At 49.8% G+C, this 24,554-nt stretch carries 41 protein-coding genes; 7 read left to right on the top strand and 34 right to left on the bottom strand.

Going from position 1 to position 24,554, the window contains the following annotated elements; all coding sequences use genetic code 11:
- Positions 1-374: 374 nt before the first annotated feature.
- Genes ON072_RS19540 through ON072_RS19525 form a run of 4 tightly spaced genes read right to left on the bottom strand, consistent with a single transcriptional unit; the run spans position 375 to position 3,982 of the window.
- Positions 375-959 (bottom strand): TlpA disulfide reductase family protein, encoded by a 585-nt coding sequence (locus ON072_RS19540; protein WP_251101554.1) that lies wholly within the window; start codon positions 957-959, stop codon positions 375-377.
- Positions 959-1,438 carry a heme lyase NrfEFG subunit NrfF gene (gene nrfF / locus ON072_RS19535; protein ID WP_025011989.1) on the bottom strand — a complete coding sequence of 160 codons (480 nt, stop codon included), beginning with the start codon at positions 1,436-1,438 and terminating at the stop codon, positions 959-961. Before nrfF ends, ON072_RS19540 begins: the two co-directional genes overlap by 1 nt.
- Positions 1,435-1,989 carry a DsbE family thiol:disulfide interchange protein gene (locus ON072_RS19530; protein ID WP_025011988.1) on the bottom strand — a complete coding sequence of 185 codons (555 nt, stop codon included), beginning with the start codon at positions 1,987-1,989 and terminating at the stop codon, positions 1,435-1,437. The genes nrfF and ON072_RS19530 overlap by 4 nt, the downstream gene beginning before the upstream one ends.
- Positions 1,990-2,005: 16 nt before the next feature.
- On the bottom strand, positions 2,006-3,982 hold the full coding sequence (locus tag ON072_RS19525) for a heme lyase CcmF/NrfE family subunit (protein WP_025011987.1): 1,977 nt from the start codon (positions 3,980-3,982) through the stop codon (positions 2,006-2,008).
- Positions 3,983-4,435: 453 nt separating this feature from the next.
- Between ON072_RS19525 and ccmI the strand changes: the two genes are divergently transcribed.
- Positions 4,436-5,689, top strand: a complete 1,254-nt coding sequence (gene ccmI / locus ON072_RS19520; protein ID WP_025011986.1) for a c-type cytochrome biogenesis protein CcmI — start codon at positions 4,436-4,438, stop codon at positions 5,687-5,689.
- Between the two features lie 60 nt (positions 5,690-5,749).
- On the opposite strand, the gene ON072_RS19515 is transcribed toward ccmI, so the two are convergent.
- Positions 5,750-6,043, bottom strand: a complete 294-nt coding sequence (locus tag ON072_RS19515; RefSeq protein WP_025011985.1) for a c-type cytochrome — start codon at positions 6,041-6,043, stop codon at positions 5,750-5,752.
- Positions 6,044-6,366: 323 nt separating this feature from the next.
- Here ON072_RS19515 and ccmA point away from each other — a divergent pair, with 323 nt between their 5' ends.
- The 6 genes from ccmA to ON072_RS19485 all read left to right on the top strand — a co-directional run bounded on the left by ccmA (position 6,367) and on the right by ON072_RS19485 (position 10,224).
- Positions 6,367-7,014: a cytochrome c biogenesis heme-transporting ATPase CcmA gene (gene ccmA / locus ON072_RS19510; RefSeq protein WP_028781247.1), complete on the top strand. Its 648-nt coding sequence runs from the start codon at positions 6,367-6,369 to the stop codon at positions 7,012-7,014.
- A 12-nt stretch (positions 7,015-7,026) separates the two neighbouring features.
- The gene (gene ccmB / locus ON072_RS19505; RefSeq protein WP_025011984.1) at positions 7,027-7,713 is read left to right on the top strand and encodes a heme exporter protein CcmB; all 687 of its coding nucleotides are present in this window, start codon (positions 7,027-7,029) and stop codon (positions 7,711-7,713) included.
- A 1-nt stretch (position 7,714) separates the two neighbouring features.
- Positions 7,715-8,461, top strand: a complete 747-nt coding sequence (locus tag ON072_RS19500) for a heme ABC transporter permease (RefSeq protein ID WP_025011983.1) — start codon at positions 7,715-7,717, stop codon at positions 8,459-8,461.
- Positions 8,461-8,661, top strand: coding sequence for a heme exporter protein CcmD (gene ccmD, locus ON072_RS19495; protein ID WP_025011982.1), 201 nt, complete (start codon positions 8,461-8,463; stop codon positions 8,659-8,661). The genes ON072_RS19500 and ccmD overlap by 1 nt, the downstream gene beginning before the upstream one ends.
- A complete protein-coding gene (gene ccmE / locus ON072_RS19490) occupies positions 8,658-9,146 on the top strand; it encodes a cytochrome c maturation protein CcmE (RefSeq protein WP_025889966.1) in 489 nt (162 codons plus the stop codon). Before ccmD ends, ccmE begins: the two co-directional genes overlap by 4 nt.
- A 103-nt stretch (positions 9,147-9,249) precedes the next feature.
- The gene (locus ON072_RS19485; RefSeq protein WP_045284096.1) at positions 9,250-10,224 is read left to right on the top strand and encodes an ABC transporter substrate-binding protein; all 975 of its coding nucleotides are present in this window, start codon (positions 9,250-9,252) and stop codon (positions 10,222-10,224) included.
- A 64-nt stretch (positions 10,225-10,288) separates the two neighbouring features.
- Here the strand turns inward: ON072_RS19485 and rplQ are convergent, their stop codons facing one another.
- The 29 genes from rplQ to ON072_RS19340 form a co-directional block, all read right to left on the bottom strand.
- Positions 10,289-10,687 carry a 50S ribosomal protein L17 gene (gene rplQ / locus ON072_RS19480; protein WP_028781249.1) on the bottom strand — a complete coding sequence of 133 codons (399 nt, stop codon included), beginning with the start codon at positions 10,685-10,687 and terminating at the stop codon, positions 10,289-10,291.
- A gap of 41 nt (positions 10,688-10,728) precedes the next feature.
- The gene (locus ON072_RS19475; RefSeq protein ID WP_025011980.1) at positions 10,729-11,718 is read right to left on the bottom strand and encodes a DNA-directed RNA polymerase subunit alpha; all 990 of its coding nucleotides are present in this window, start codon (positions 11,716-11,718) and stop codon (positions 10,729-10,731) included.
- Between the two features lie 24 nt (positions 11,719-11,742).
- Positions 11,743-12,363: a 30S ribosomal protein S4 gene (gene rpsD, locus ON072_RS19470; protein ID WP_025011979.1), complete on the bottom strand. Its 621-nt coding sequence runs from the start codon at positions 12,361-12,363 to the stop codon at positions 11,743-11,745.
- Between the two features lie 34 nt (positions 12,364-12,397).
- Positions 12,398-12,790 carry a 30S ribosomal protein S11 gene (gene rpsK / locus ON072_RS19465; RefSeq protein WP_025011978.1) on the bottom strand — a complete coding sequence of 131 codons (393 nt, stop codon included), beginning with the start codon at positions 12,788-12,790 and terminating at the stop codon, positions 12,398-12,400.
- Positions 12,791-12,804: 14 nt separating this feature from the next.
- Positions 12,805-13,161, bottom strand: a complete 357-nt coding sequence (rpsM, locus tag ON072_RS19460) for a 30S ribosomal protein S13 (RefSeq protein WP_025011977.1) — start codon at positions 13,159-13,161, stop codon at positions 12,805-12,807.
- A 114-nt stretch (positions 13,162-13,275) separates the two neighbouring features.
- Positions 13,276-13,389 (bottom strand): 50S ribosomal protein L36, encoded by a 114-nt coding sequence (rpmJ, locus tag ON072_RS19455; protein WP_006083579.1) that lies wholly within the window; start codon positions 13,387-13,389, stop codon positions 13,276-13,278.
- A 22-nt stretch (positions 13,390-13,411) separates the two neighbouring features.
- Complete coding sequence (secY, locus tag ON072_RS19450; protein ID WP_025011976.1) at positions 13,412-14,752, bottom strand: preprotein translocase subunit SecY; 1,341 nt, start codon at positions 14,750-14,752, stop codon at positions 13,412-13,414.
- Positions 14,753-14,759: 7 nt separating this feature from the next.
- The gene (gene rplO, locus ON072_RS19445; protein WP_025011975.1) at positions 14,760-15,203 is read right to left on the bottom strand and encodes a 50S ribosomal protein L15; all 444 of its coding nucleotides are present in this window, start codon (positions 15,201-15,203) and stop codon (positions 14,760-14,762) included.
- Between the two features lie 3 nt (positions 15,204-15,206).
- Positions 15,207-15,389 carry a 50S ribosomal protein L30 gene (gene rpmD / locus ON072_RS19440; protein ID WP_025011974.1) on the bottom strand — a complete coding sequence of 61 codons (183 nt, stop codon included), beginning with the start codon at positions 15,387-15,389 and terminating at the stop codon, positions 15,207-15,209.
- A gap of 6 nt (positions 15,390-15,395) precedes the next feature.
- Positions 15,396-15,899: a 30S ribosomal protein S5 gene (gene rpsE / locus ON072_RS19435; RefSeq protein ID WP_025011973.1), complete on the bottom strand. Its 504-nt coding sequence runs from the start codon at positions 15,897-15,899 to the stop codon at positions 15,396-15,398.
- 11 nt (positions 15,900-15,910) lie between these two features.
- The gene (gene rplR, locus ON072_RS19430) at positions 15,911-16,261 is read right to left on the bottom strand and encodes a 50S ribosomal protein L18 (RefSeq protein WP_025889969.1); all 351 of its coding nucleotides are present in this window, start codon (positions 16,259-16,261) and stop codon (positions 15,911-15,913) included.
- A gap of 10 nt (positions 16,262-16,271) precedes the next feature.
- Positions 16,272-16,805 (bottom strand): 50S ribosomal protein L6, encoded by a 534-nt coding sequence (gene rplF, locus ON072_RS19425; RefSeq protein ID WP_025011971.1) that lies wholly within the window; start codon positions 16,803-16,805, stop codon positions 16,272-16,274.
- Between the two features lie 10 nt (positions 16,806-16,815).
- The gene (rpsH, locus tag ON072_RS19420) at positions 16,816-17,211 is read right to left on the bottom strand and encodes a 30S ribosomal protein S8 (RefSeq protein ID WP_025011970.1); all 396 of its coding nucleotides are present in this window, start codon (positions 17,209-17,211) and stop codon (positions 16,816-16,818) included.
- Positions 17,212-17,235: 24 nt separating this feature from the next.
- On the bottom strand, positions 17,236-17,541 hold the full coding sequence (gene rpsN / locus ON072_RS19415) for a 30S ribosomal protein S14 (RefSeq protein ID WP_025011969.1): 306 nt from the start codon (positions 17,539-17,541) through the stop codon (positions 17,236-17,238).
- Positions 17,542-17,552: 11 nt separating this feature from the next.
- The gene (gene rplE / locus ON072_RS19410) at positions 17,553-18,092 is read right to left on the bottom strand and encodes a 50S ribosomal protein L5 (protein WP_025011968.1); all 540 of its coding nucleotides are present in this window, start codon (positions 18,090-18,092) and stop codon (positions 17,553-17,555) included.
- A 12-nt stretch (positions 18,093-18,104) separates the two neighbouring features.
- Entirely contained in the window at positions 18,105-18,419 is a 315-nt protein-coding gene (gene rplX, locus ON072_RS19405; RefSeq protein ID WP_025011967.1) for a 50S ribosomal protein L24, read from the bottom strand.
- Between the two features lie 11 nt (positions 18,420-18,430).
- On the bottom strand, positions 18,431-18,799 hold the full coding sequence (gene rplN, locus ON072_RS19400) for a 50S ribosomal protein L14 (protein ID WP_011494644.1): 369 nt from the start codon (positions 18,797-18,799) through the stop codon (positions 18,431-18,433).
- Between the two features lie 180 nt (positions 18,800-18,979).
- Complete coding sequence (gene rpsQ, locus ON072_RS19395; RefSeq protein ID WP_025011966.1) at positions 18,980-19,228, bottom strand: 30S ribosomal protein S17; 249 nt, start codon at positions 19,226-19,228, stop codon at positions 18,980-18,982.
- Positions 19,228-19,419, bottom strand: a complete 192-nt coding sequence (rpmC, locus tag ON072_RS19390; protein ID WP_011758342.1) for a 50S ribosomal protein L29 — start codon at positions 19,417-19,419, stop codon at positions 19,228-19,230. Before rpmC ends, rpsQ begins: the two co-directional genes overlap by 1 nt.
- Positions 19,419-19,829 carry a 50S ribosomal protein L16 gene (rplP, locus tag ON072_RS19385; protein WP_025011965.1) on the bottom strand — a complete coding sequence of 137 codons (411 nt, stop codon included), beginning with the start codon at positions 19,827-19,829 and terminating at the stop codon, positions 19,419-19,421. The genes rpmC and rplP overlap by 1 nt, the downstream gene beginning before the upstream one ends.
- Positions 19,830-19,840: 11 nt before the next feature.
- Positions 19,841-20,530 (bottom strand): 30S ribosomal protein S3, encoded by a 690-nt coding sequence (rpsC, locus tag ON072_RS19380; RefSeq protein WP_025011964.1) that lies wholly within the window; start codon positions 20,528-20,530, stop codon positions 19,841-19,843.
- A 9-nt stretch (positions 20,531-20,539) separates the two neighbouring features.
- Positions 20,540-20,872, bottom strand: a complete 333-nt coding sequence (gene rplV, locus ON072_RS19375) for a 50S ribosomal protein L22 (protein WP_025011963.1) — start codon at positions 20,870-20,872, stop codon at positions 20,540-20,542.
- Positions 20,873-20,887: 15 nt separating this feature from the next.
- On the bottom strand, positions 20,888-21,166 hold the full coding sequence (gene rpsS, locus ON072_RS19370) for a 30S ribosomal protein S19 (protein ID WP_025011962.1): 279 nt from the start codon (positions 21,164-21,166) through the stop codon (positions 20,888-20,890).
- Between the two features lie 14 nt (positions 21,167-21,180).
- A complete protein-coding gene (gene rplB, locus ON072_RS19365; protein WP_025011961.1) occupies positions 21,181-22,005 on the bottom strand; it encodes a 50S ribosomal protein L2 in 825 nt (274 codons plus the stop codon).
- 11 nt (positions 22,006-22,016) lie between these two features.
- Positions 22,017-22,319: a 50S ribosomal protein L23 gene (gene rplW / locus ON072_RS19360; protein ID WP_025011960.1), complete on the bottom strand. Its 303-nt coding sequence runs from the start codon at positions 22,317-22,319 to the stop codon at positions 22,017-22,019.
- Positions 22,316-22,921, bottom strand: a complete 606-nt coding sequence (gene rplD / locus ON072_RS19355) for a 50S ribosomal protein L4 (protein ID WP_025011959.1) — start codon at positions 22,919-22,921, stop codon at positions 22,316-22,318. Before rplD ends, rplW begins: the two co-directional genes overlap by 4 nt.
- Before the next feature lie 17 nt (positions 22,922-22,938).
- Positions 22,939-23,577, bottom strand: a complete 639-nt coding sequence (gene rplC, locus ON072_RS19350; RefSeq protein WP_025889970.1) for a 50S ribosomal protein L3 — start codon at positions 23,575-23,577, stop codon at positions 22,939-22,941.
- A 27-nt stretch (positions 23,578-23,604) separates the two neighbouring features.
- The gene (gene rpsJ / locus ON072_RS19345; protein WP_011635639.1) at positions 23,605-23,916 is read right to left on the bottom strand and encodes a 30S ribosomal protein S10; all 312 of its coding nucleotides are present in this window, start codon (positions 23,914-23,916) and stop codon (positions 23,605-23,607) included.
- 360 nt (positions 23,917-24,276) lie between these two features.
- Positions 24,277-24,554 (bottom strand): EF-Tu C-terminal domain-related protein (locus tag ON072_RS19340; RefSeq protein ID WP_446741087.1); only part of this gene is annotated, 278 nt, incomplete at its 5' end.

Below are 24,554 nucleotides of genomic sequence, written 5' to 3'. Positions count from 1 at the left end.
ATCGAGTTAAATCGTTTTGTCGATTTCTCAATGCCTGTGAGTGTCCACACAGATTTGCTTGTTTATCTTGTTAAAGAGCAATCCCTTAGGCGCTGCGGCCATCGGGTCAGGGCTGCGTATTCTACGCTTTCCTGCTGCGGCGTCAAGAGGTATTTACCATCTTTTTTCGCCTGTCGTTGAAAGGACTCAAGAGCCGTTTTTCTTCGACCCTGCCACGTCTTTCGCGTTGCCGCTGTGCCGTGTCAGTGGGAGCGCATTATAGGGAGCCAAAACTTTTGTGCAAGGGCTTTTTATAAGAAAAAAGATCGCTTGCCGATCTTTTAGGCAAAAACGATCTTTTTCTGCAATTATGGCTATTTTACGCCCTAATTTACTCAGTTTGCGGCCGACTTGGGTGCATTTTCCTGTTCAATAAAGCCTTTGAGTAAGGCTATCGCCTTTGGGTCACCCCAGTCGACGAAGCTACGGACAAAGGCAATCAGCTCCCCTTTACCATTAAGAATAAAGGTCGCCGGGATAGTATCGAGTGGGAATATCTGCCCCAACTGCATTTGTGGGTCGTAGTAACTGCGGAAGTTTGCCATCCCCAGGGATTGCAGAAAACTGGCAACTTGCTCCTGGCCACCCTGATCGATGGAAATCGGTAGCAGGACAAACTCTTTATCACTGAACTGCCCTTCAAGCCGTTCCAGTGCCGGCAACTCTCTGACACAGGGAGGACACCAAGTAGCCCAAATGTTGACCAACACCACTTTTCCCTTGTGTTGACTGAAATCCAATTGGCTACCGGTCTTATCCTGGAAGGGAACCACTTTCAGAGGGAAGCTGTGAGGGAGTACATTGATCTTGTCGACACTGGATTGGATCTGATTGTGATCCTTCGGCTGCATACCGGGATAAGCCTGCGCCCCCAGAGACAGGGACGCCAGCAAGAGTAATGAGTATCTGAGTTTGCTCATTACTTGTCTCGCTTCAATAGCTCATCCAACTGGCGTTGTTCTTCGGCAGACAGTTCGAGCGCTTTACCACCGGTAGTACGCTGTTTGCGGATGAAAATAAAGCCAATCAAACCACCGAACAACAGCAACGCCACAGGGCCCAGCCAAAGGACGTAGGTCTTGGTCTCAAGCCTTGGCTTATAGAGAACGAATTCGCCGTAGCGACTGGTCATGAACTGGACGATTTCATCATCAGCCTTGCCCTCTTCCACCATCTTGTACACTTCAAGACGCAGATCGCGGGCAACCGGTGAGTTGGAATCGATCAGGTTTTGATTCTGACACTGGGGGCAGCGCAGCTCATGAGCCAGCGACAATGCCCGCTTCTGCTTATCAGGAGAACTGAACTCGAAGGTATCCACCGGCGTTGCCGCCACCTGAGCGGCATAACCGAGCAGGAGCGCCGCAATAGCAAAGGTTTTCAGCAACAACTTTCTCATGACGCTTTATCCTTAGCGGCCTCGGCCTGCAACTGTTGGATCATGGGATACAAGGTTTCTTTCCAAACCCGCATATCTACCGGCCCGGCATAGCGATAACGAATGACACCGTTGTGATCCACGATGAAACTCTCCGGCGCACCATATACCCCGAGATCCAGACCGAGACGACCGTCCTTGTCATAGATATTCAACGTGTAGGGGTCGCCTTGGCGAGAGAGTTCTCTTACCGCCAGCGCCCGCTCGTCACGGTAGTTGATGCCATAGATGGGCACCAAGTTTTGTCGAGCCAACTGCATCAGGTAGGGATGTTCATACTTACAGGATGGGCACCAAGTCGCCCATACGTTCAGCATGGATACCTTACCTTTAAGATCTTCGTTGGTGATCATCTCTCCCGGCGTTTCCAGTTTCTCCAGCTGGAAGGCAGGCACAGGCTTACCTTCCAACGCAGAATCCAACTGCTGTGGATTCAAGAACAGTCCCTTGTAAAGGAAGATCCCCATCAAAAGAAACAATATCAGTGGAATAAAAAGTATTAGCTTCTTCATCTTCTTCTTACCTGTTTCAGGCTGTTGCCAGTTTGGCTTTCTTGGCTGCAGCCGCTTCTTCAGCGCGGGCTTTGGCACGATAGCGCTTATCTGAAGCCGCAAAGAAACCACCAACCATCATAAAGATACCGCCAAACCACAACCAACGAACAAAAGGTTTGTAGTTCAGTCGCACTGCAAACTCAGTACGGCTTACAGGGTCGCCCATAGTGACATAGAGATCCCGGAACAGACCCCAGTCGATACCGGCCTCTGTCATATCCATGGTGCGAACATTGTATTGACGACGATCCGGCTGCAACAGAGCAATCTTTTCGCCATCTTTCAGTATTTCAACCTGCCCTTGCTGTGCCGTGTAGTTAGGGCCAACAACGTTACGGGTTTCCAGATACTTAAAGGTGTAACCGGCCAACTCATGGCTGACGCCTGGGCCCATGCGCACACTCTTCTCAATAGAGTAGTTGGACACCATGGTGGCCCCCACTACAGAGACAGCAATACCCAGGTGGGCGATGATCATCCCCAGTTCACTGCGGCCCATACGCGCCAAACTGACACTGCCGTCTTTCGCTTTAATCACGTTGTAACCGGCACGCAGAGTCGCCAGCACAATCCAGACAGCCGCACCTATACCCAGTGCAACCCAGATGTTGAACTCACCACCGGCAATAAATGGCGCTATCACGCCCAGTACAGCTGAAATGATCGCAGGCAACAACAGCTGGCGCTTGAGCTCACCCTGCTTGGATTTTTTCCAGCGAATGATAGGGCCAATCCCCATAAAGCCGAACAGTACCAGCACGATGGGAACAAATACTGCATTGAAGTATGGTGGGCCAACGGAAATCTTACCCATTCCCAAAGCATCGATCAGCAGCGGGTAAAGGGTACCAAGCAATACAGTACCTGCCGCTACGGTCAGCAATACGTTACAGACCAGCAGCATGGTTTCTTTGGATTTCAGCTCAAAACGGGCAGGGCTGCTCATTTCACTGGCACGGAAAGCAAACAGTGTCAGCGAACCGCCTATGGCCAAGCCAAGCAGCAGTAGAATGAACATACCCCGGCTTGGGTCTGCCGCAAAGGAGTGCACTGAGGTCAGCACACCAGAACGAACGATAAAGGTACCCAATAAGCTCAGGGAGAAGGCAAAGATAGACAGGAGTACTGTCCAGTTACGGAAGGCACCGCGTTTCTCTGTCACTATCAAGGAGTGAACCAGCGCTGTACCGACCAGCCATGGCATAAAGGATGCGTTTTCAACCGGATCCCAGAACCACCAACCGCCCCAGCCGAGCTCGTAATATGCCCACCAAGAGCCCAGTGCGATACCACCTGTTAGGAAAATCCAGGCGGCCAGAGTCCAAGGGCGGCTCCAACGAGCCCAGGCAGAATCGAGTCGACCGCTCATCAGTGCGGCGATGGCGAAAGCAAAGCTGACTGAGAAACCCACGTAACCCAGATACAGCATAGGCGGGTGGAAGATCAGACCCACATCCTGCAGCATGGGGTTAAGGTCACGCCCTTCCGCCGGGATCGGGAATAAACGTTCGAATGGACTGGAAGTGAGTAGCATGAACAGAGTAAAGCCTATGGTGATCATCGCCAACACGGCCAATACCCGAGCGGTGAACACCTCTTCCAACCCCTTACTGAAGAAGGCTACAGCTGCGGCCCATACAGAAAGTGAGAAGACCCAGAACAACAGTGAACCTTCATGCCCCCCCCAGACTGCTGCAATCTTAAAGAAGATAGGCAATTGAGAATTGGAATGATGGGCCACATAGGCGACTGAGAAGTCATCGGTTGCGAAGCTGTAACCCAGCGCGATTACCGATAAAAAGATGAATAAAAACATACCGTAACTCAGAGGCCAGGCATAGCGCACTAAGTATTGGTCTTTGCGGGCAACACCGATCAGGGGGACGGTCATCAGCAGTACAGCGAACGCCATCCCTATGATCAATGAGAAATGTCCAAGTTCTGGGATCATGGGTTTTCCTCAGTTTCCAGGTCAATGTCTGCCAAGCTTCTATTCTGGGCAGACGCACAACTACGGGGCACACACCATTACCTTGTTAACTTAATCACGGCTTAAAAGCCGTAACGGTTAACAGGTATATATTACGAATTTTTGCTCATTTTAGTATTTGCTTTTGTTCCTGTCTGCCACTTTCCACCAATTATGGGTCGCGGCTCTCATTCTCCGAGAGGCCAATATCAGTAGGGAAAAGGCGGCAAGACTCAAGGCTGTGACAGGCGTTAACTAGAGAAGTTTCATTGAATTTTTTGCTGAAATTTGGAACTGTGAACCAGTGCCCAACTATGACCATTAACCCAGATGGGGGGCTTATATTACTGTTCAATGAATCATCTTTCCGTATAATCTTGCAGTCAGGCCGTGCGGTAACCCCGCTTTGTCACAAACCAACGTGAAATAAACATAATGACCACTTTTTGGATTTTTATTGCGATTGTTGTGTTAGTCAGCCTGGGGCTGATCTGGCTTCCTCACTTCCGGCAACAGAAGCTGCTCAAGGCTGAAGAGTCCGGTGTCCGCAAACAGACCAACCTGGAACTGTTTAATGAACGTCTAGCCATTCTGGAGAAGGAACACCAGGAAGAACTGCTGGATCAAGACGAATTTGAATCCCTGAAAAAAGAACTGGAAGTCAGCTTACTGCAGGACATCAAACAAGGAGCCGACGAATCACTCGACTCTCAGGCCAAGCCTAAAGGGCTACTCTGGCCAAGTCTGATGTCGGTTGTATTACTGGTTGTTGCCGGCTACTCCTATCAGCAGTTGGGTGCCTATCAAAATATCGATTCGCCTCAACCAGAGAATCCCCATGCCGGTATGAGCACTGAGCAGATCATGATGCAGCGAGTGCAGATGATGGAGTCAGCTGTGCAACAGGAGCCTGAAAACAGCCAGGCTTGGTTCAGCCTGGGTCACGCCTATATCTCTGCCGGACAATATGATCAGGCAGTCGCGGCCTTCGATAAAGTGATCGAACTTGTGGGTGTACATGCCGAGCTGCTGGGTCCTAAAGCCACCGCCCTCTACTATAAGGCTGGCCAGCAGATGATCCCTGTGGTTCAGTCGCTGATCGATCAGGCACTGAAGCTGGATCCACAAGACCCTTCCACTTTACTGCTGGTTGGTATGGATGCTTTCTTTACCGCAGACTACAACAAGGCCATCGGCGCTTGGCAGACTATTCTCGACAGCGATAGAGCCGACGTGGATCGTGCCGCACTGATCAATGCCATTGACAGCGCCAAGATGCGTATGCAGGCAGAAGGTGGTGCCACCATGCCGAATGACGAAGCCCATAAAGGCCTGAAGGCAGCCACAGCCAAGACAGTGACACTGAATGTTTCTATCGCTCCTGAACTGGCAGCCAAGGTCAGCAATACTGATATGCTGTTCATCTTTGCCAGAGCGACGGAAGGCCCCAAAGTTCCACTGGCGGCCACCAAGGTGAGTGCCAAGTCATTACCTGTGACTGTGACTCTGGATGACTCCACCAACATGGGCGGCAACGTCAAACTCAGTGATGCAACCGACGTTGAAGTGATTGCGGTATTGTCCAAGCATGGCAGCGTTAAGCCTCAGCCTGGCGATCTGCAAGGTAAGCTGGCCAGCATTAAAGTTGGTGCCAGCGGCGAACTGGTGCTGGATACCGAAGTCCAGTAATCCTTGGTAAACAGACATAAAAAAACCGGCTGATGCCGGTTTTTTTATGATGATACCTGATTACTTGGACATGAACTCGATAGCGTTCTTGTAATCTTCATCAGTACAATCTGTGCACATGCCACCAGGAGGCATAGCGTTCAAACCAGACTTAACGCTGTTAAGCAGGGTGTCGATACCTTTGGCCAGGCGAGGCTCCCAAGCAGCAGCATCGTGTGCTTTAGGTGCACCGGCAACACCCATGCTATGGCAGACTTGGCAGGCTTTATTGAAAACGGCCTCACCTTCTTGGGCTGACACGTTCGCAGACATAGTCAATGCAGCTACTGCGGTCATTGCTAACAGTTTTTTCATGTTCAATGTTCCTAATGCAAATACTTACAAAGCTCAACGCTGCCCTTGGTTAAAGTAGGCAGACTCATTTTAGCTCGCTAAGAGTACAACAAACTTCAACAAATCTCATCTTTTTGTGATTAAAATCGCAGCTTGTCCTGTAAATAAGGACAAAGGTCGCGAATTCATTAATATATTAGTAACAGATTAAAAAGTTCCCAAAAATTCACTTTTATTGGAAGCATATCAAATTGCTGAAACTTAGTGCGATGCAGTGGTAAACCCCAGCCAGAGCATGTGTTAGTATCTCTTGTGTTTCCTTACCGCTTGTTATAGAGGGCTCAGTGGCAGAACCAAAACCTACATCACTGCTGTCGGCAAGCAGCCTCACTTGTATTCGTGAAGAGCGGATACTGTTCGATGAACTCAGCTTCGATATCAACCCTGGCGATATAGTCCAAATTGAAGGTCCCAACGGCGCCGGTAAAACCAGCCTGCTGCGGATCCTCGCAGGTCTGTCGCGCCCATACGGGGGGGAAGTCCTGTTTCAGGGAGAAGCTATCACTCGTTGCCGCGATGAGTTCAATGAAAACCTGCTTTATCTGGGCCATCTCGCCGGCGTGAAAAGCGAACTCACCGCCGAGGAAAACCTTAACTTCAATTTAAGAATCAGTGGGTATGATGACTTTGATGCACGGGAAATCCTTGCCAAAGTCAACCTGACCGGGTTTGAAGAAGCGCTTGCAGGCCACCTTTCTGCTGGCCAACACAGACGAACCGCACTCGCCAGGCTCTGGCATACCGCCTGTAAAATCTGGATTCTGGATGAGCCCTTTACCGCGATCGACAAGAAAGGGGTCGCTGAATTGGAGCAACTCTATATTCGCCATGCCGATGCCGGTGGTTGCGTCATTCTGACGACCCACCAGGATATGGGCATCATTACAGATGAAAGGTTGCGGAAAATCCGCTTGGATTATCGCTTCGTATAAGGCTTAGCAGAGATGAACAGAGGCATTAGTTTTACCAAGGCATTTTTCACCCTGCTGAAACGGGATCTACAGATTGCCGTGCGTCATCGTGGTGATATTTTTAACCCACTGCTGTTTTTTATCATAGTGGTTACCCTGTTTCCGCTGGGTATAGGTCCTGAGCCACAGGTGTTGACCCGGATTGCTCCCGGGATTATCTGGGTTGCGGCCTTGCTGGCAGCCATGTTGTCACTGGAGCGGCTGTTCAAGGCAGACTTCAGTGACGGAAGTCTGGAGCAGATGTTGCTTAGCCCGCAGCCACTGGCGCTGTTGGTACTGGCCAAAGTGTTTGCTCACTGGTTACTGACTGGCGTACCTTTAATTATAATTGCACCGCTGTTGGCTGTGCTGCTGCATCTGGACGACAACAGTTACGGCGCCCTGATAGCCACCTTGATGCTTGGGACACCTGTATTGAGTCTGCTTGGCGCCATAGGTGTTGCGCTTACAGTGGGCTTACGCAAAGGCGGCGTGCTGCTGAGCTTGCTGATTTTGCCACTGTATATACCAGTGTTGATCTTTGCGACCGGCGCGATCGACTTTGCAGCATCCAAACAACCCTATGATGGTCAGCTGGCGATTCTAGGCGCCATGCTGGTCGGTTCTTTAGTCTTGGCACCTTTTGCTATTGGTGCCTCATTGCGAGTGAGTACTAACTGAAATGTGGAAATGGTTACATCCCTACGCCGACCCTCAAAGGGCGTATCAACTGTCAGGAAAACTACTGCCTTGGTTTGCACTGCTTGCCCTGGCACTTATCGCAACCGGAACCGTGTGGGGTTTGGCATTTGCTCCCACAGATTACCAACAGGGTGACAGCTACCGTATTATCTTTATCCACGTACCAGCGGCATCCATGTCGATGGCTGCTTACATGGGTATGGCAACCGCAGCCTTCATAGGCCTGGTGTGGCAGATCAAGCTGGCCGATTGGGCAGCTGCCTCTATCGCACCAATTGGTGCCGTAGTCACCTTTATCGCTCTGTTCACTGGTGCCACCTGGGGTAAACCCATGTGGGGCACTTGGTGGGTTTGGGATGCACGCCTGACCTCTGAACTTGTGCTGTTGTTCCTGTATCTAGGGGTAATCTCCCTCTACGCCTCATTCGAAGACAAGGTGCTGGCCGCCAGAGCCGCCGGCATTCTGGCCATAGTTGGGGTGATTAATATCCCTATCATTAAGTATTCGGTTGAATGGTGGAACTCACTGCACCAACCATCCACTATCCGAATCACCGAAAAGTCGACCATGTCCACAGACATGCTCTACCCTTTATTGATCAACATATTTGGGTTTGGTTTGATGATAGGTGCCATCACTCTAGTGCGTTTCCGTGCCGAAATTCTGGCCCGTAACGGAATGCGCCCTTGGGTTAGGGAACTGGCCAAGGCCGAAGGAGTCAAATAATGCAGTTTCAATCTTTAGCAGAGTTTTTCAACATGGGCGGCTATGCCTTCTATGTGTGGTTGGCCTACGGTGTCACTTTCGTGTCCCTTAGCCTGCTTATCCTGGTCAGTTCGATGAAGAAGCGTCGGGTACTGCAGGAAATAGCATCCAAAGTGCAACGTGAGGAACGCCTCGCTCAAAACCGGAGTAACAGATCGTGAACCCAAGACGCAAAAAGAGACTGGTATTGGCTGTAGCCTTGATTGCAGGTGTTGCTGCCGTGGCTTCCTTGCTGTTATATGCCCTCAACTCCAACCTTAACCTCTTCTATACTCCCACCGAGATAGTCAATGGTAAAAAGGACACTGGCATCAAGCCGGAAGTGGGGCAGCGGATCCGCGTGGGCGGCATGGTTACTGTAGGCTCTATGGTGCGTGACCCTGAAAGCCTGCATGTTGAGTTTGCCGTACATGATGCCGCCGGCGGCGAAATCATAGTGACTTATGATGACCTCTTGCCTGACCTATTCCGTGAAGGCCAGGGTATCGTCGCTCAGGGCGTATTGATTGAAGGTGGTAAGTTAGAAGCCTCTGAAGTGCTGGCCAAGCATGATGAAAACTATATGCCACCTGAAGTTGCCGAAGCCATGGGCCAGACCCATGAAAAGCTTGAGTACAACACGCAACAGGTCGGCGGCGCCAAGTAAATGCCCATAGATAAAAAAGCCTCTTCGGAGGCTTTTTTATTACTTGCAGAGTCTGAAATTTCTGCCACGCTAAAATTCTATAGACTGGATACAAGGACTTAGCATGCGCGCATTGGTTTTTCTGGGGTTACTGCTTTCACTGCCAACCGGTGCCGCCAATCTCTTGCTGATTGAGTCCTACCATGCTGAATATCCCTGGGATCAAAGTTATAAAGCCGGCATAAGAGCTATCCTCGGTGATAAGCACCAATTTCACACCTTCGCTCTCGATACCAAGCGACTACCCAAAGCGCAATTTAAAATCCAGGCCGATAGTGCTTGGCAAAGATACCTGGAACTTAAACCCGATTTGGTATTTCTCGCCGATGACAATGCCTTGATGCTGCTACATGAGCGCTTCAGCCAAACCCAGACTCCTGTGGTTTATCTAGGGATCAACGGCAATCCTCGTGACTACGGAATAAAGCATACAGGTAACATTACCGGTGTGCTGGAGCGCCCCCTGTTCAAACGTTCCCTCTTGATGGCACAGGCCATGCTGCCAACTCAACCACCACACAAGTTTTTGTTACTGTTTGACTCAGGCTATACCTCGGATACAGCGGTAGCCTCCATCAAAAAGCTCAACCAAAATTTGATGATAGGCAACAACCAAATCGATATAGAACAACATCAGAAGTTCAGCAGTTGGCAGTCGTCTGTTTCGAGTGCCAGAGAACGTGGCTATGACGCCGTGTTTGTGGCCCTGTATCAAACGCTGCAAGACGATAAGCAACAAACGGTAGATGAGCTGCAGGTAGCGCGTTGGACCCACGACAACGCCACTGTGCCTCATTTTGGTTTTTGGCATTTCAGTGTCGGCCCTGAGGGCAATATTGGGGGCTATATTCTGGATGGCAACAAACATGGACGCATAGCGGGTACCATAGCGAAACAGATCCTGGCGGGCAAAATGCCGGCAGAGATATTCCCCAAGATGGATACCAGTGGTGCTTATCTATTCAGTGAGAGTGGTTTAAAGCGATGGCAACTGAGTTTGCCGGAAAGGGTCAGGGAGCAGGCCGAACTCGTGGATTGACCTTCGGCGACGAACAAATAAAAAGCCCCGCGGTTAGCGGGGCTTTTTCAGAACTTACCTGAGATTACTCAGCAGCGGCTTCAACTTCTACAGCTTCAGCAGCTTCTGGGCGACCAACCAGCTCGATGTAAGCCATAGGGGCTTTATCACCGGCACGCAGACCGCACTTCAGGATACGGGTGTAACCACCAGGACGTTCCTGATAGCGTGGACCCAGTTCGTTAAACAGTTTACCTACGACTTCTTGGTCGCGAGTACGAGCAAACGCCAGACGACGGTTTGCTACGCTGTCACTTTTAGCAAGTGTTATCAGAGGCTCAACTACGCGACGCAGTTCTTTGGCCTTCACTACGGTTGTCTTGATGATTTCATGACGAACCAGTGAACTTGCCATGTTACGGAACATGGCTTGGCGGTGACTGCTGTTGCGGTTAAGTTGACGACCACTCTTACGATGGCGCATGACCTAATCCTTATAACCTAAATCTGTACAAAACCTGGGACTTACAGGTCGTCTGCCAAACTAGCCGGTGGCCAGTTTTCCAGACGCATACCTAGCGACAGTCCGCGAGATGCCAACACATCCTTGATCTCGGTAAGAGATTTCTTACCCAGGTTAGGTGTTTTGAGCAGCTCAACTTCAGTGCGTTGTACCAGATCTCCGATGTAATGAATCGCTTCGGCTTTCAAACAGTTAGCCGAACGTACAGTTAGCTCTAAATCGTCGACAGGACGCAACAGAATCGGATCGAACTCCGGTTTCTCTTCCTTCTGCTCTGGCTCGGTCACATCACGCAATTCAACGAAGGCATCCAGCTGTTCAGCCAGGATAGTCGCAGAACGACGGATAGCTTCTTCAGGATCGATAGTACCGTTAGTGGTCATATCGATGATCAGCTTGTCCAAGTCAGTACGCTGTTCCACACGAGCTGCTTCTACATTGTAGGCAATGCGAGCAACAGGTGAGAATGAAGCATCAACCAGCAAACGACCGATTGGGCGATCATCGTCTTCGGTTTGTGCACGGGCAGAAGCCGGTACATAACCACGACCACGCTCAACACGGATACGCATGCTGATGTCATTGTTACCAGTCAGATGACAGATAACATGATCCGGGTTCACGATTGTGACATCGCCGTCGTGGGTGATGTCGGCTGCGGTAACAGGGCCTGCGCCGGACTTGCTCAGAGTGAGCATAGCCTCGTCTTTACCCTCGATAATGACTGCCAGCCCTTTCAGGTTCAGCAATATTTCAAGGATATCTTCTTGTACGCCTTCCTTACTGCTGTATTCATGCAGTACGCCGTCGATCTCGACTTCGGTAACCGCGCAGCCGGGCATAGACGACAATAGGATGCGACGCAACGCGTTACCCAAAGTATGACCGAAACCACGCTCGAGTGGCTCCAGAGTCACCTTGGCACGAGTTGGGTTAACCTGCTCGATATCAACGAGACGCGGTTTAAGAAATTCTGTAACAGAACCCTGCATTGTGTCCTCTCTTGTTTGTTAGCCTTACTTAGAGTAAAGCTCGACGATCAGCTGTTCGTTAATTTCCGCAGACAAATCGCTACGTTCTGGCAGACGCTTGAAAGCACCTTCCATTTTTGCGCTGTCGACTTCAACCCATGTAGGCTTCTCGCGTTGAGCAGCCACTTCCAGAGCAGCCTTGATACGGGCTTGCTTCTGTGACTTCTCGCGAATGCTTACAACATCATTCGCAGACACTTTGAATGACGGAATGTTAACAACACGACCGTTGACCATAATTGACTTATGGCTAACCAGCTGACGTGCTTCTGCACGAGTCGCACCAAAGCCCATACGATAAACTACGTTATCCAGACGGGTTTCCAAAAGTTGCAGCAGGTTTTCACCTGTGTTGCCTTTCAGACGTGCAGCCTCTTTGTAGTAGTTACGGAATTGCTTTTCCAGCACACCGTAAATACGACGAACTTTTTGTTTCTCGCGTAACTGCAAGCCATAATCAGACAGACGTGGCTTACGAGCGCCATGCTGTCCAGGTGCTGCTTCCAGCTTACACTTCGAATCGATTGCTCTCACACCGCTTTTCAGGAAAAGGTCAGTACCTTCCCGGCGGCTGAGCTTGAGCTTGGGACCCAAGTATCTTGCCATGATCTTTCTCCAACTATCCTAACGAAACTGCCAATTACACGCGGCGTTTTTTAGGAGGACGACAACCGTTATGAGGGATCGGCGTCACATCAGTGATGTTGGTAATTTTGTAACCAACAGCGTTCAGCGCACGAATGGCTGACTCACGACCTGGACCTGGACCCTTCACGAAAACTTCAAGGTTTTTAACACCATAATCCTGAGCGGCAGTGCCTGCGCGCTCAGCTGCCACCTGCGCAGCAAATGGAGTAGATTTACGTGAACCACGGAAACCTGAACCACCTGCAGTCGCCCATGACAGAGCGTTACCTTGACGATCTGTGATAGTAACAATTGTATTGTTGAAAGACGCATGGATATGAGCCATGCCATCAGCAACCTGTTTACGTACGCGCTTACGCGGAGAACGTGACGGAACTTTAGCCATTGTCTACCTTCCCGTTACTTCTTGATTGGTTTACGTGGACCTTTGCGAGTACGCGCATTGGTCTTAGTACGTTGCCCACGGAGAGGCAGGCTACGGCGATGGCGGAGGCCACGATAACAACCAAGGTCCATAAGACGCTTGATGTTCATTGAAACCTCACGGCGTAAGTCACCTTCTACTGAGTATTTGGCAACTTCTTCGCGTAGAGTATCGATTTGAGCTTCGCTCAATTCCTTGATCTTAGCGTCTTCGGCAATGGCTGTAGCCGCGCAGATAGCTTTAGCGCGAGTACGACCGATACCGTAGATAGCAGTCAGTGCAATGACTGTGTGCTTTTGATCAGGAATGTTAATGCCAGCGATACGGGCCACTATGCACTCCTTAAGTTAAAGGCCATCTGTGAAAAGCCCGAAAGGATACTCGACAGATGACTAGTTTGCAAACAATATTTTTGGCCAGCCCAGTTAAGAGCTGGCCAAGATTTTTCAGCCTTGACGCTGTTTGTGTTTTGGTTCAACACAGATAACGCGTACAACGCCACTACGCTTGACGATCTTGCAGTTACGGCAGATCTTCTTCACGGAAGCTCGAACTTTCATTTCATCACTCCGTAAAGCTATCTTATCGACCAAAGCGATCGAGATTCGCTTTGTTCACCAGATTAGCTTTCTTCATCACAGACTCATATTGATGAGACATCATATGGGTCTGAACCTGAGCCATGAAGTCCATGATCACAACTACCATAATCAGTAGTGAAGTACCGCCAAAATAGAACTGTACTTTCCATGCGATTAACATGAACTCCGGGATTAAACAGATAAAGGTAATATACAACGCGCCTGCCAGAGTCAAACGGGTCATCACTTTATCAATGTAACGCGAAGTCTGTTCGCCGGGACGGATCCCGGGAATAAACGCACCACTCTTCTTCAGGTTATCTGCTGTCTCGCGTGGATTAAATACCAACGCGGTATAGAAGAAACAGAAGAAAATAATTGCTGCTGCATACAACAGAGAGTACAGCGGCTGTCCAGGAGAAACTGCGAGAGAAACCTCAGACAGCCATTCCATAGACGGATTCTTACCAAACCACTGAGCCAGTGTGCCTGGGAACAGAATAATGCTGGACGCAAAAATTGGCGGAATTACGCCGGCCATATTAACCTTCAGCGGCAGGTGGGTTGACTGCGCGGCAAACACCTTACGGCCTTGCTGACGCTTGGCATAGTTAACGACGATACGACGCTGACCACGCTCCACAAATACCACGAAATAGGTTACGGCAAACACAATCACCGCAATCAACAACAATACCAGTACGTTCAAGTCGCCTTGACGCGCTTGCTCGGCCGTTTGACCGATAGCAGAAGGCAGACCGGCTACGATACCTGCGAAAATCAGGATCGAAATACCGTTACCTATACCACGCTCGGTAATTTGCTCGCCAAGCCACATCAGGAACATGGTTCCGGTGACTAAACTGACGACTGCAACAAAATAGAACTCAAAACCAGGATCGACCACCAGGCCGTTCACCAGATTTGGCAATCCTGTTGCAATACCGATCGACTGGAATGTACCCAACACCAGCGTACCCCATCTTGTATACTGGCTGATTTTCTTGCGTCCTGACTCACCTTCCTTCTTCAGTTCAGCGAGTGCGGGATGCACAACAGTCAGCAACTGCATGATGATCGAGGCCGAAATATACGGCATGATCCCCAATGCAAAAATAGAGGCGCGCTCAAGGGCACCACCCGAGAACATGTTGAACATGCCCAGGATGGTGCTCTTTTGCTGAGCAAAGAGCTCTGCCAATACAGCAGCGTCAATACCAGGAATTGGCACAAATGAACCGGCACGAAACACGATAATTGCGCCAATCACGAACAGGAGGCGAGCTTTCAATTCAGAAAGTCCACCTTTCGCGCTTTTTAAATCAAGTCCTGGTTTTGCCATCGACCTATTATTCCTCGATATTCTCGATCTTACCGCCGGCAGCTTCGATAACTGCGCGTGCACCTTTGGTTACCTTCAGACCTTTTACGGTCACTGGGCGCTCAATGGTACCTGAAAGAACGATTTTCGCAAACTGGATGTTGCGAGTTATTACGTTCGCATCTTTCAGTGCGTTCAGGTCGATAACGTCACCAGTAACTTTTGCCAGTTCGCTCAAGCGAACTTCAGCAGTTACCATAGCGATACGCGAGGTAAAGCCGAACTTAGGCAGACGGATCTTAAGTGGCATTTGACCACCCTCGAAGCCAGGGCGTACACCGCCACCGCTACGAGATTTTTGACCCTTGTGACCGCGACCAGCGGTCTTACCCAAGCCAGAACCAATACCACGGCCTACACGCTTAGGTGCAGACTTAGCGCCTGCTGCTGGAGATAAAGTATTCAGACGCATTGATTAGTCCTCCACCTTTACCATGTAGTAGACCTTATTGATCATACCGCGAACAGCAGGAGTATCTTCCAGCTCAACGGTGTGACCAATACGACGCAGACCAAGACCAGTCAGAGTGGCCTTGTGCTTAGGCAGACGGCCGATAGCACTTTTGGTCTGGGTTACTTTGATAGTTTTAGTAGCCATGGTGCATTACCCCCGAATTTCATCAACATTCAGGCCACGCTTGGCTGCAATCTGCGCTGGTGACTTCATGTGTACCAGAGCGTCAACAGTTGCACGAACGATGTTGATCGGGTTAGTAGAACCGTATGCTTTCGACAGAACGTTGTGAACGCCTGCTACTTCCAATACGGCACGCATTGCGCCACCGGCGATAATACCGGTACCCTCTGAAGCAGGTTGCATGTAAACGCGTGAACCAGAGTGGCGACCCTTCACTGGATGGTGCAGAGTGCCTTCGTTCAGGTTTACAGTAACCATGTTGCGACGGGCTTTTTCCATTGCTTTTTGAATAGCAGCTGGAACTTCACGCGCTTTACCATAGCCGTAGCCGATCTTACCGTTACCATCACCCACTACAGTCAGAGCGGTGAAGCTAAAGATACGACCACCTTTAACTACTTTAGAAACACGATTAACTGCAATCAGCTTTTCTTGCAGATCGTCTTTTTGCTGAGCTTCTAATTTAGCCATTGTTTTACCCCTTAGAACTGGAGGCCAGCTTCACGAGCGGCTTCTGCAAGAGCAGCAACACGACCGTGATACTTGAACCCAGAACGATCGAAAGCAACAACAGTTACGCCTTTTTCGATCGCGCGCTCAGCAATAGCTTTACCTACTGCTTTGGCCGCATCTACGTTACCGGTGTACTTCAGTTGTTCCTTTACTGCTTTCTCGGCAGTAGAGGCAACAGCCAACACCTGAGCTTCAGGGTTGATTACCTGAGCGTAAATGTGACGCGGTGTACGATGTACAACCAGACGGTTGACGCCCAGCTCTTGGATCTTCTTGCGAGCGCGAGTCGCGCGGCGCAAGCGAGATGTTTTCTTATCCATATCGCGTTACCTACTTCTTCTTAGCCTCTTTACGGCGTACTTGTTCGTCATCATAGCGAACACCCTTGCCCTTATAAGGCTCTGGTGGACGATAGCCACGAATTTCAGCCGCAACCTGACCAACCAACTCTTTATCGATACTTTTCAGTACGATGTCTGTTTGGCTTGGGCATTCAGCTGTAACGCCTGCTGGCAATTGATGAACCAGAGGGTGAGAGAAACCTAAGGTCAGGTCAAGAGCGCTGCCGCTAACTTTGGCACGGTAACCCACACCAACCAGCTTCAGCTTCTTTTCGAAACCCTGAGAAACACCAACAACCATGTTGTTGATCAGTGCACGAGCAGTACCAGCCTGTGCCCAAGCGTTAGCAACGCCTTCGACAGGAGAGAACTTGATTTCTGCACCTTCAACAACAACGTTAACTGCGCTGTTGATTACTCGAGTCAGACTACCTTTACCGCCTTTAACGGTAATAGTTTGGTCGTTTAAAGTCACCTCTACGCCGGCTGGAATAGATACTGGTGCTTTTGCTACACGAGACATTCCTAGCTCCTTACGCTACGTAGCAGATAACCTCACCACCCATGCCTGCAAGGCGGGCGGCACGATCAGTCATCAGGCCTTTAGAAGTGGACACAATTGCGACACCCAGTCCGCCCATAACCTTTGGCAGCTCGTCTTTACCTTTGTAAATACGAAGACCAGGACGGCTTACGCGCTGGATAGTCTCAACAACAGGTTGGCCCTGGAAATACTTCAGAGTGATTTCCAGTTCAGGCTTAGCGCCTTCTTCTGCTACGGCGTAGTCAGTGATGTAACCTTCATCTTTCAGCAGCTTTGCGATAGCAACTTTCAGTTTGGCAGAAGGCATCTTCACAGATACTTTGTTAGCAGCTTGGCCGTTACGAATACGGGTCAACATATCCGCAATAGGATCTTGCATGCTCATATTAGCTTACTCCGTGACAAGTGCTTACCAGCTGGCCTTACGCAGACCAGGAACTTCACCACGCATGGTTGCTTCACGCAGCTTGATACGGCTCAGGCCGAATTTGCGCAGGAAACCATGAGGGCGGCCAGTTTGATTACAGCGATTGCGTTGACGCGATGCGCTTGAATCACGTGGTAGAGCTTGCAGCTTAAGAACCGCATCCCAACGAGCTTCGTCAGAAGACTCAGGGCTGCTGATGATAGCCTTAAGAGCTGCACGCTTTTCAGCATACTTGGCCACGAGCTTTGCACGTTTTGCTTCACGTGCCTTCATTGACAGTTTTGCCATTTCGCTACCCCTTATTTCTTGAATGGGAAGTTGAAAGCATCAAGCAAAGCGCGACCTTCTTCGTCAGTATTCGCAGAGGTAGTGATAACAATATCCATACCACGAATCTTATCGACTTTATCGTAGTCGATTTCTGGGAAGATGATCTGCTCGCGCACGCCCATCGCGTAGTTACCACGGCCGTCGAACGACTTAGCGCTCAGACCACGGAAGTCACGGATACGAGGGATTGCGATGTCAACTAAACGCTCAAAGAATTCCCACATACGCTCACCGCGCAGGGTTACTTTACAGCCAATAGGGTAGCCTTCACGGATTTTAAAACCAGCAACTGACTTACGAGCTACAGTCACAACTGGTTTTTGGCCGGCAATAGCAGTCATATCACGGACAGCATTTTCCATGATTTTCTTGTCAGCTACGGCTTCGCCAACACCCATGTTCAGGGTGATTTTCTCAATCCGAGGGACTTGCATGACACTGGTATAACCGAACTTTTTAGTCAGTTCAGCAACAACAGTCTCTTTGTATCTATCATGCAGTTTCGCCATCGTTTACTCCAGTTACTTAACGAGTTCACTGTTCGATTTGAAGAAACGGACTTTCTTACCGTCTTCGAATCGGAAACCAACACGATCCGCCTTGCCAGTGACAGGGTTAAAGATCGCAACATTAGATGCTTGAATCGGTGCTTCTTTCTCAACGATACCACCAGTCACACCCAGTTGTGGGTTAGGCTTCTGGTGCTTCTTAACGAGATTGATGCCTTCAACAATTAACTTACCGGTAGTAAGTACACGAGTAACCTTACCGCGCTTACCCTTATCCTTACCGGCCAGTACAATTACTTCGTCTTCACGACGGATTTTTGCTGCCATTTTGAAGCTCCTTACAGTACTTCTGGTGCCAGCGACACAATCTTCATGAATTGCTCAGTACGCAGTTCACGTGTCACAGGTCCAAAGATACGAGTACCAATCGGGGCAAGGTTTGCGTTAAGCAATACCGCTGCATTCCGATCGAAGCGAATGACAGAACCGTCTGGACGACGTACGCCTTTCTTAGTACGGACTACCACCGCGTTATACACATCACCTTTCTTCGCTTTAGCGCGAGGAATGGCTTCTTTAACAGAAACCTTGATGATGTCGCCGATACCGGCATAACGACGATGAGAGCCACCCAAGACCTTAATACACTGAACTCTGCGCGCGCCGCTGTTACATGCGACATCGAGAGTCGATTGCATTTGGATCATTTTAAGTGCTCCGCTATCGTTACTACACAATCCCCACCATGGGGCTAAATAAACACCACTTTTGCCGTTTAAATCGGTCAAAAATGGCGCGCAAGTATAACACCATAAATAGAGGATGGATAGTATTAAAAAACAAACGGCCCCGAAAAGGAGCCGTTTACCAGTTAACCTAATTAAAAATTAGGCCTTGCTTACTACTTCAACCAGGGTCCATGACTTGGTCTTGGACAGAGGGCGACATTCGCGAATAGACACGAAATCACCTTCTTTACACTGGTTTTGTTCGTCATGTGCATGGATCTTAGTAGTACGTTTGATGTACTTACCGTAGATTGGGTGCTTAACTTGACGCTCAACAGCTACAGTGATGGACTTGTCCATCTTGTCGCTGATGACTTTACCCTGCAAAGTACGGATTTTCTCAGACATTATGCACCTGCCTTAGAAGTAATAATGGTCTTAACGCGCGCAATGTTACGGCGCACTTGCTTCAGCTGGTGAGTTTGTGCCAGCTGACCAGTGGCGTGTTGCATACGCAGGTTAAACTGCTCACGCAGCAGACCAAGCAGTTCAGCGTTCAATTCCTCAACGCTCTTTTCTCTCAGTTCGCTCGCTTTCATTACATCACCGTCTTAGTTACGAAGGTAGTCTTGATAGGCAGTTTAGCAGCGGCCAGTGCGAAAGCTTCGCGGGCCAGCTCTTCTGAAACGCCATTCATTTCATAGAGTACCTTACCTGGTTGAATCTGACATACCCAGTATTCAACGTTACCTTTACCTTTACCCATACGCACTTCAAGAGGCTTAGAGGTAATTGGCTTGTCAGGGAAAACCCGGATCCAGATTTTTCCTTGACGCTTAACGTGACGTGTCATTGCACGACGGGCAGATTCGATCTGACGAGCAGTCAAACGGCCGCGGCCAACTGCTTTCAGACCAAATGTACCGAAGCTAACTTCAGTACCGTTCGCCAGACCGCGGTTGCGGCCTTTGAACATTTTGCGAAACTTCATACGTTTAGGTTGCAGCATTGCCGGCTCTCCTATTTACCACGAGGCTTGCGCTTAGGTTGCTGCTTCGGCTCTTCGATCTGAGGCATGATACCGTCCAGAACTTCACCTTTGAAGACCCAAACTTTAATGCCGATCACACCGTATTGAGTGTGACTTTCAGAGGTTGAATAGTCGATGTCAGCACGCAGTGTATGCAGAGGCACACGGCCTTCGCGATACCACTCGGTGCGCGCAATCTCAGCGCCGCCTAAACGGCCACTAACTTCAACTTTGATACCTTTAGCGCCCAGACGCATAGCGTTCTGTACCGCACGCTTCATAGCGCGACGGAACATAACACGACGTTCCAGCTGTTGAGCGATTGAATCGGCAACCAGCTTGGCGTCCAACTCAGGCTTGCGGATCTCAGCGATGTTAATTTGCGCAGGAGTGCCAGTAATTTTGGCAACTTCAGCACGCAGAACCTCAACGTCTTCACCTTTCTTACCGATCACAACACCTGGACGGGCAGTGTGAATGGTAACGCGGATGCTTTTCGCTGGGCGTTCGATAACGATCTTAGATACTGATGCGGCTTTCAGCTTCTCTTCGAGAAACTTACGCACTTCCCAGTCGCCGTGCAGATTAGCAGCGTAGTCTGCTTTATCAGCGTACCAGGTAGAGATCCAAGGCTTAGTGATACCCAGACGGATACCATTAGGATGTACTTTCTGTCCCATTGCTCTCTCCTAGCGATCTGATACAACCACAGTAATGTGGCTGGTACGCTTCATGATACGGTCGGCGCGGCCTTTAGCACGTGGCATGATGCGCTTCATGGTTGGGCCTTCATCAACGAAGACTTTTCCAACTTTCAGTTCATCAATGTCGGCACCTTGATTGTGCTCAGCATTGGCAATGGCTGAATCCAGTACTTTTTTGACCAGTACGGCGGCTTTCTTGGGGCTGAAGGTCAGGATCTCGAGGGCCTTGGAAACAGGCAGACCGCGGATCTGATCAGCTACCAGACGAGCCTTTTGAGGCGACGTACGGGCAAAACGATGTTTAGCTAAAACTTCCATCTTACTCCTCCCGTATTAGCGCTTCTTCGCTTTCTTATCAGCAGCATGGCCGCGATAAGTGCGAGTTGGTGAGAATTCACCAAGCTTGTGGCCGATCATTTCGTCAGTTACGAACACAGGAACGTGCTGACGACCATTATGGACAGCGATGGTCAAACCAATCATGTTTGGAATGATCATAGAGCGACGTGACCAAGTCTTAATAGGCTTCTTGTCACCTGCTTCCACCGCTTTCTCTACCTTCTTCAGCAAGTGCAGGTCAATGAATGGACCTTTCTTGAGAGAACGTGGCATGGCGAATCCTCTTACTATTTATTACGACGACGTACGATGTACTTGTCAGTGCGCTTGTTACTACGGGTCTTGTAACCCTTAGTTGGCACACCCCATGGAGTCACTGGGTGACGACCACCAGAAGTACGGCCTTCACCACCACCATGTGGGTGGTCTACTGGGTTCATTGCAACACCACGAACTGTTGGGCGTACGCCTCTCCAGCGCTTGGCACCAGCTTTACCCAGCTGACGCAGCATATGCTCGGCGTTACCAACTTCACCCAGAGTCGCGCGGCAATCAACTGGCACTTTGCGCATTTCGCCAGAGCGAAGACGCAGAGTGGCATAAGCGCCATCACGAGCTACAACTTGTACATAAGCACCGGCAGAACGTGCAATTTGAGCACCTTTGCCAGGTTTCATTTCAACAGCATGAACTACGCTACCAACTGGGATGTTACGCAGTGGCAGGGCGTTACCTGTCTTGATTTCAGCTTCTACGCCAGAAACGATTTTGTCACCAGCCTGCATGCCTTTGGCTGCCAGGATATAGCGACGCTCACCGTCTGCGTACAGTACCAGCGCGATGTGCGCAGTACGGTTTGGATCGTATTCCAGACGCTCAATCTTCGCTGGGATACCATCTTTATCACGTTTGAAGTCAATAAGACGGTAGTGTTGCTTATGACCACCACCAACGTGACGAACAGTGATACGACCAGTGTTGTTACGGCCGCCACTCTTAGATTTTTTCGCCAACAGGCCAGCAAAAGGTTTACCCTTGTGCAGGTCAGTGTTCACCACTTTAACGACGTGGCGACGACCTGGAGAGGTTGGCTTACACTTAATAACTGCCATGAGTAATCTCCTTACGCTTCAGCGCCGACGAAATCGATGTCAGCACCCTCAGCCAGAGTAACATAGGCTTTTTTCCAATCGCTGCGACGACCAGCACGGGCACCGTGACGCTTGGTTTTGCCTTTGTTCACCAGAGTGCGAACTGAATCAACTTCAACTTCAAACAGTTTTTCAACTGCAGCTTTGATCTCTGCTTTAGTGGCGTCGATAGCTACACGGAAAACTACAGTGTTGTTCTTCTCAGCAACCACAGTGCTCTTTTCAGAGATGTGAGGCGCCAGAATAACTTTCAGTAAACGTTCTTCGCGGATCATGCCAGCATCTCCTCGATTTGCTTAACAGCATCAGCAGTTACCAGCACTTTGTCGAACGCGATCAGGCTTACTGGGTCGATACCAGCAACATCACGAACATCAACCTTGTACAGGTTGCGAGCTGCCAAGAACAGGTTCTCGTCAACTTCGGAAGTCACAATCAATACGTCTTCCAGACCCATGTCTTTCAGCTTGGCCTTCAGCTCTTTAGTTTTAGGAGCTTCAACAGCAAACTTTTCAACAACGATCAGACGTTCTTGACGTACCAGCTCGGACAGAATGCTCTTCAGAGCGCCGCGGTACATTTTCTTGTTGACTTTCTGGCTGTGATCCTGGGTTTTAGCAGCGAAAGTTACGCCACCGCCACGCCAGATTGGGCCCTTGACACCACCCGCACGAGCGCGGCCAGTACCTTTTTGGCGCCATGGCTTTTTGCCAGAGCCAGTCACTTCAGCGCGAGTTTTCTGAGCACGAGTGCCCTGACGCGCGTTTGCAGCGTAAGCTACAACTACCTGATGAACCAGTGCTTCATTAAAGTCACGGCCGAAGGTAGTTTCGGAAACTTCAAGAGCGCTTTGCGCGTCTTTCAATACCAATTCCATTACTATCTCCTCAGACCTTAGGCTTTAACGGCAGGCTTGATGATCAGGTCGCCATTGGTAGCGCCTGGAACAGCACCTTTAACCAGCAGCAGGTTACGCTCAGCATCTACACGTACTACGTCCAGATTTTGAGTGGTAACACGCTCAGCACCCATGTGGCCTGACATTTTTTTGCCTTTGAATACGCGACCTGGCGTCTGGTTCTGACCGATAGAACCGTTAGCACGGTGCGCCAATGAGTTACCGTGAGTCATATCCTGGGTACGGAAGTTCCAGCGCTTAACGCCACCTTGGAAACCTTTACCTTTTGATTGACCGGTAACATCTACTTTCGCTACGTCAGCGAAGATATCTACGTTCAGCTCAGCACCAACTTCAATGCCTTCGCCTTCACCGTCTGCCAGACGCATTTCCCACAAACCACGGCCGGCGTCAACGCCCGCTTTGGCAAAGTGACCTGCTTCTGGTTTAGTGATGCGGTTGGCTTTTTTGGCACCAGTAGTAACTTGAAGTGCACGGTAGCCGTCGTTTTCCAGAGTTTTCACCTGAGTAACGCGGTTTGCATTTACTTCAATTACAGTAACAGGGATAGACACGCCATCTTCGGTGAAGATGCGGGTCATACCCACTTTACGACCAATAAGACCGATAGCCATCTCTCAAACCTCTTCTAAGGATCTCAATTAACCCAAGCTAATCTGTACGTCGACACCAGCCGCAAGATCCAGACGCATCAGCGCGTCGACTGTCTTCTCAGTTGGCTCTACGATGTCAACCAAACGCTTGTGAGTACGGATTTCGTATTGGTCACGAGCATCTTTATTAACGTGCGGAGAGATCAAAACGGTATAACGCTCTTTGCGCGTAGGCAGTGGGATAGGACCACGTACCTGGGCGCCAGTACGCTTAGCAGTTTCAACGATTTCCGCAGTAGACTGATCAATCAAACGATGATCAAATCCTTTCAAGCGGATACGGATTCTTTGGTTCTGCATTGACCAGAGCTCCTAAAATGGACACATAAAAAATCACCCTCTAGCCATTTCCTTTCTTGGAAAGACAGAGCGAGATGATTTAACCGTTCGACTCCCAATCGGAGTCGCTGTATTTGTGTTTAGCCCCTAGGGCTAAATCAACTTTGTCGCTTACTCAAGTTAAGCGAGGAGGCTATTATACTCATCCAGTTACGGATTACAAGCCTACTGTCGGAATTATCAACAGCATTAACGCTGTCAAAAAGTGGCGCAGATTATACTGACTTTAGCACTCATTGCCAACCGTTTTTGAACGACTGACAAACGGCCAATAAAAAGGCGACCCTGGGGTCGCCTTTTTACGATAGCTTAGATCAGCAATTAAGCGATGATCTTGGCTACAACACCAGCACCAACTGTACGGCCACCTTCACGGATGGCGAAGCGCAGACCTTCATCCATCGCGATTGGGCAGATCAGAGTTACTGTCATCTTGATGTTGTCACCTGGCATTACCATCTCTACGCCTTCTGGCAGTTCGATAGTACCGGTCACGTCAGTTGTACGGAAGTAGAACTGTGGACGGTAGCCTTTGAAGAATGGAGTGTGACGACCACCTTCTTCTTTAGACAGGACGTAAACTTCTGATTCGAACTTGG

This window comes from Shewanella sp. K8, from assembly GCF_028823715.1.
Lineage (GTDB): Bacteria > Pseudomonadota > Gammaproteobacteria > Enterobacterales > Shewanellaceae > Shewanella > Shewanella algae.
The sequence above is the reverse complement of the archived record's forward strand: the minus strand, read 5'-3'. Positions and strand labels throughout refer to the sequence as shown.

Excerpts from the sequence above, each read along its gene's own strand:
- ON072_RS19540 (WP_251101554.1), bottom strand. The coding sequence starts at position 959 with ATGAGCAAACTCAGATACTCATTACTCTTGCTGGCGTCCCTGTCTCTG.
- nrfF (WP_025011989.1), bottom strand. The coding sequence starts at position 1,438 with ATGAGAAAGTTGTTGCTGAAAACCTTTGCTATTGCGGCGCTCCTGCTC.
- ON072_RS19530 (WP_025011988.1), bottom strand. The coding sequence starts at position 1,989 with ATGAAGAAGCTAATACTTTTTATTCCACTGATATTGTTTCTTTTGATG.
- ON072_RS19525 (WP_025011987.1), bottom strand. The coding sequence starts at position 3,982 with ATGATCCCAGAACTTGGACATTTCTCATTGATCATAGGGATGGCGTTC.
- ccmI (WP_025011986.1), top strand. The coding sequence starts at position 4,436 with ATGACCACTTTTTGGATTTTTATTGCGATTGTTGTGTTAGTCAGCCTG.
- ON072_RS19515 (WP_025011985.1), bottom strand. The coding sequence starts at position 6,043 with ATGAAAAAACTGTTAGCAATGACCGCAGTAGCTGCATTGACTATGTCT.
- ccmB (WP_025011984.1), top strand. The coding sequence starts at position 7,027 with ATGAACAGAGGCATTAGTTTTACCAAGGCATTTTTCACCCTGCTGAAA.
- ON072_RS19500 (WP_025011983.1), top strand. The coding sequence starts at position 7,715 with ATGTGGAAATGGTTACATCCCTACGCCGACCCTCAAAGGGCGTATCAA.
- ccmD (WP_025011982.1), top strand. The coding sequence starts at position 8,461 with ATGCAGTTTCAATCTTTAGCAGAGTTTTTCAACATGGGCGGCTATGCC.
- ON072_RS19485 (WP_045284096.1), top strand. The coding sequence starts at position 9,250 with ATGCGCGCATTGGTTTTTCTGGGGTTACTGCTTTCACTGCCAACCGGT.
- rplQ (WP_028781249.1), bottom strand. The coding sequence starts at position 10,687 with ATGCGCCATCGTAAGAGTGGTCGTCAACTTAACCGCAACAGCAGTCAC.
- ON072_RS19475 (WP_025011980.1), bottom strand. The coding sequence starts at position 11,718 with ATGCAGGGTTCTGTTACAGAATTTCTTAAACCGCGTCTCGTTGATATC.
- rpsD (WP_025011979.1), bottom strand. The coding sequence starts at position 12,363 with ATGGCAAGATACTTGGGTCCCAAGCTCAAGCTCAGCCGCCGGGAAGGT.
- rpsK (WP_025011978.1), bottom strand. The coding sequence starts at position 12,790 with ATGGCTAAAGTTCCGTCACGTTCTCCGCGTAAGCGCGTACGTAAACAG.
- rpmJ (WP_006083579.1), bottom strand. The coding sequence starts at position 13,389 with ATGAAAGTTCGAGCTTCCGTGAAGAAGATCTGCCGTAACTGCAAGATC.
- secY (WP_025011976.1), bottom strand. The coding sequence starts at position 14,752 with ATGGCAAAACCAGGACTTGATTTAAAAAGCGCGAAAGGTGGACTTTCT.
- rplO (WP_025011975.1), bottom strand. The coding sequence starts at position 15,203 with ATGCGTCTGAATACTTTATCTCCAGCAGCAGGCGCTAAGTCTGCACCT.
- rpmD (WP_025011974.1), bottom strand. The coding sequence starts at position 15,389 with ATGGCTACTAAAACTATCAAAGTAACCCAGACCAAAAGTGCTATCGGC.
- rpsE (WP_025011973.1), bottom strand. The coding sequence starts at position 15,899 with ATGGCTAAATTAGAAGCTCAGCAAAAAGACGATCTGCAAGAAAAGCTG.
- rplR (WP_025889969.1), bottom strand. The coding sequence starts at position 16,261 with ATGGATAAGAAAACATCTCGCTTGCGCCGCGCGACTCGCGCTCGCAAG.
- rplF (WP_025011971.1), bottom strand. The coding sequence starts at position 16,805 with ATGTCTCGTGTAGCAAAAGCACCAGTATCTATTCCAGCCGGCGTAGAG.
- rpsH (WP_025011970.1), bottom strand. The coding sequence starts at position 17,211 with ATGAGCATGCAAGATCCTATTGCGGATATGTTGACCCGTATTCGTAAC.
- rpsN (WP_025011969.1), bottom strand. The coding sequence starts at position 17,541 with ATGGCAAAACTGTCAATGAAGGCACGTGAAGCAAAACGTGCAAAGCTC.
- rplE (WP_025011968.1), bottom strand. The coding sequence starts at position 18,092 with ATGGCGAAACTGCATGATAGATACAAAGAGACTGTTGTTGCTGAACTG.
- rplX (WP_025011967.1), bottom strand. The coding sequence starts at position 18,419 with ATGGCAGCAAAAATCCGTCGTGAAGACGAAGTAATTGTACTGGCCGGT.
- rplN (WP_011494644.1), bottom strand. The coding sequence starts at position 18,799 with ATGATCCAAATGCAATCGACTCTCGATGTCGCATGTAACAGCGGCGCG.
- rpsQ (WP_025011966.1), bottom strand. The coding sequence starts at position 19,228 with ATGTCTGAGAAAATCCGTACTTTGCAGGGTAAAGTCATCAGCGACAAG.
- rpmC (WP_011758342.1), bottom strand. The coding sequence starts at position 19,419 with ATGAAAGCGAGCGAACTGAGAGAAAAGAGCGTTGAGGAATTGAACGCT.
- rplP (WP_025011965.1), bottom strand. The coding sequence starts at position 19,829 with ATGCTGCAACCTAAACGTATGAAGTTTCGCAAAATGTTCAAAGGCCGC.
- rpsC (WP_025011964.1), bottom strand. The coding sequence starts at position 20,530 with ATGGGACAGAAAGTACATCCTAATGGTATCCGTCTGGGTATCACTAAG.
- rplV (WP_025011963.1), bottom strand. The coding sequence starts at position 20,872 with ATGGAAGTTTTAGCTAAACATCGTTTTGCCCGTACGTCGCCTCAAAAG.
- rpsS (WP_025011962.1), bottom strand. The coding sequence starts at position 21,166 with ATGCCACGTTCTCTCAAGAAAGGTCCATTCATTGACCTGCACTTGCTG.
- rplB (WP_025011961.1), bottom strand. The coding sequence starts at position 22,005 with ATGGCAGTTATTAAGTGTAAGCCAACCTCTCCAGGTCGTCGCCACGTC.
- rplW (WP_025011960.1), bottom strand. The coding sequence starts at position 22,319 with ATGATCCGCGAAGAACGTTTACTGAAAGTTATTCTGGCGCCTCACATC.
- rplD (WP_025011959.1), bottom strand. The coding sequence starts at position 22,921 with ATGGAATTGGTATTGAAAGACGCGCAAAGCGCTCTTGAAGTTTCCGAA.
- rplC (WP_025889970.1), bottom strand. The coding sequence starts at position 23,577 with ATGGCTATCGGTCTTATTGGTCGTAAAGTGGGTATGACCCGCATCTTC.
- rpsJ (WP_011635639.1), bottom strand. The coding sequence starts at position 23,916 with ATGCAGAACCAAAGAATCCGTATCCGCTTGAAAGGATTTGATCATCGT.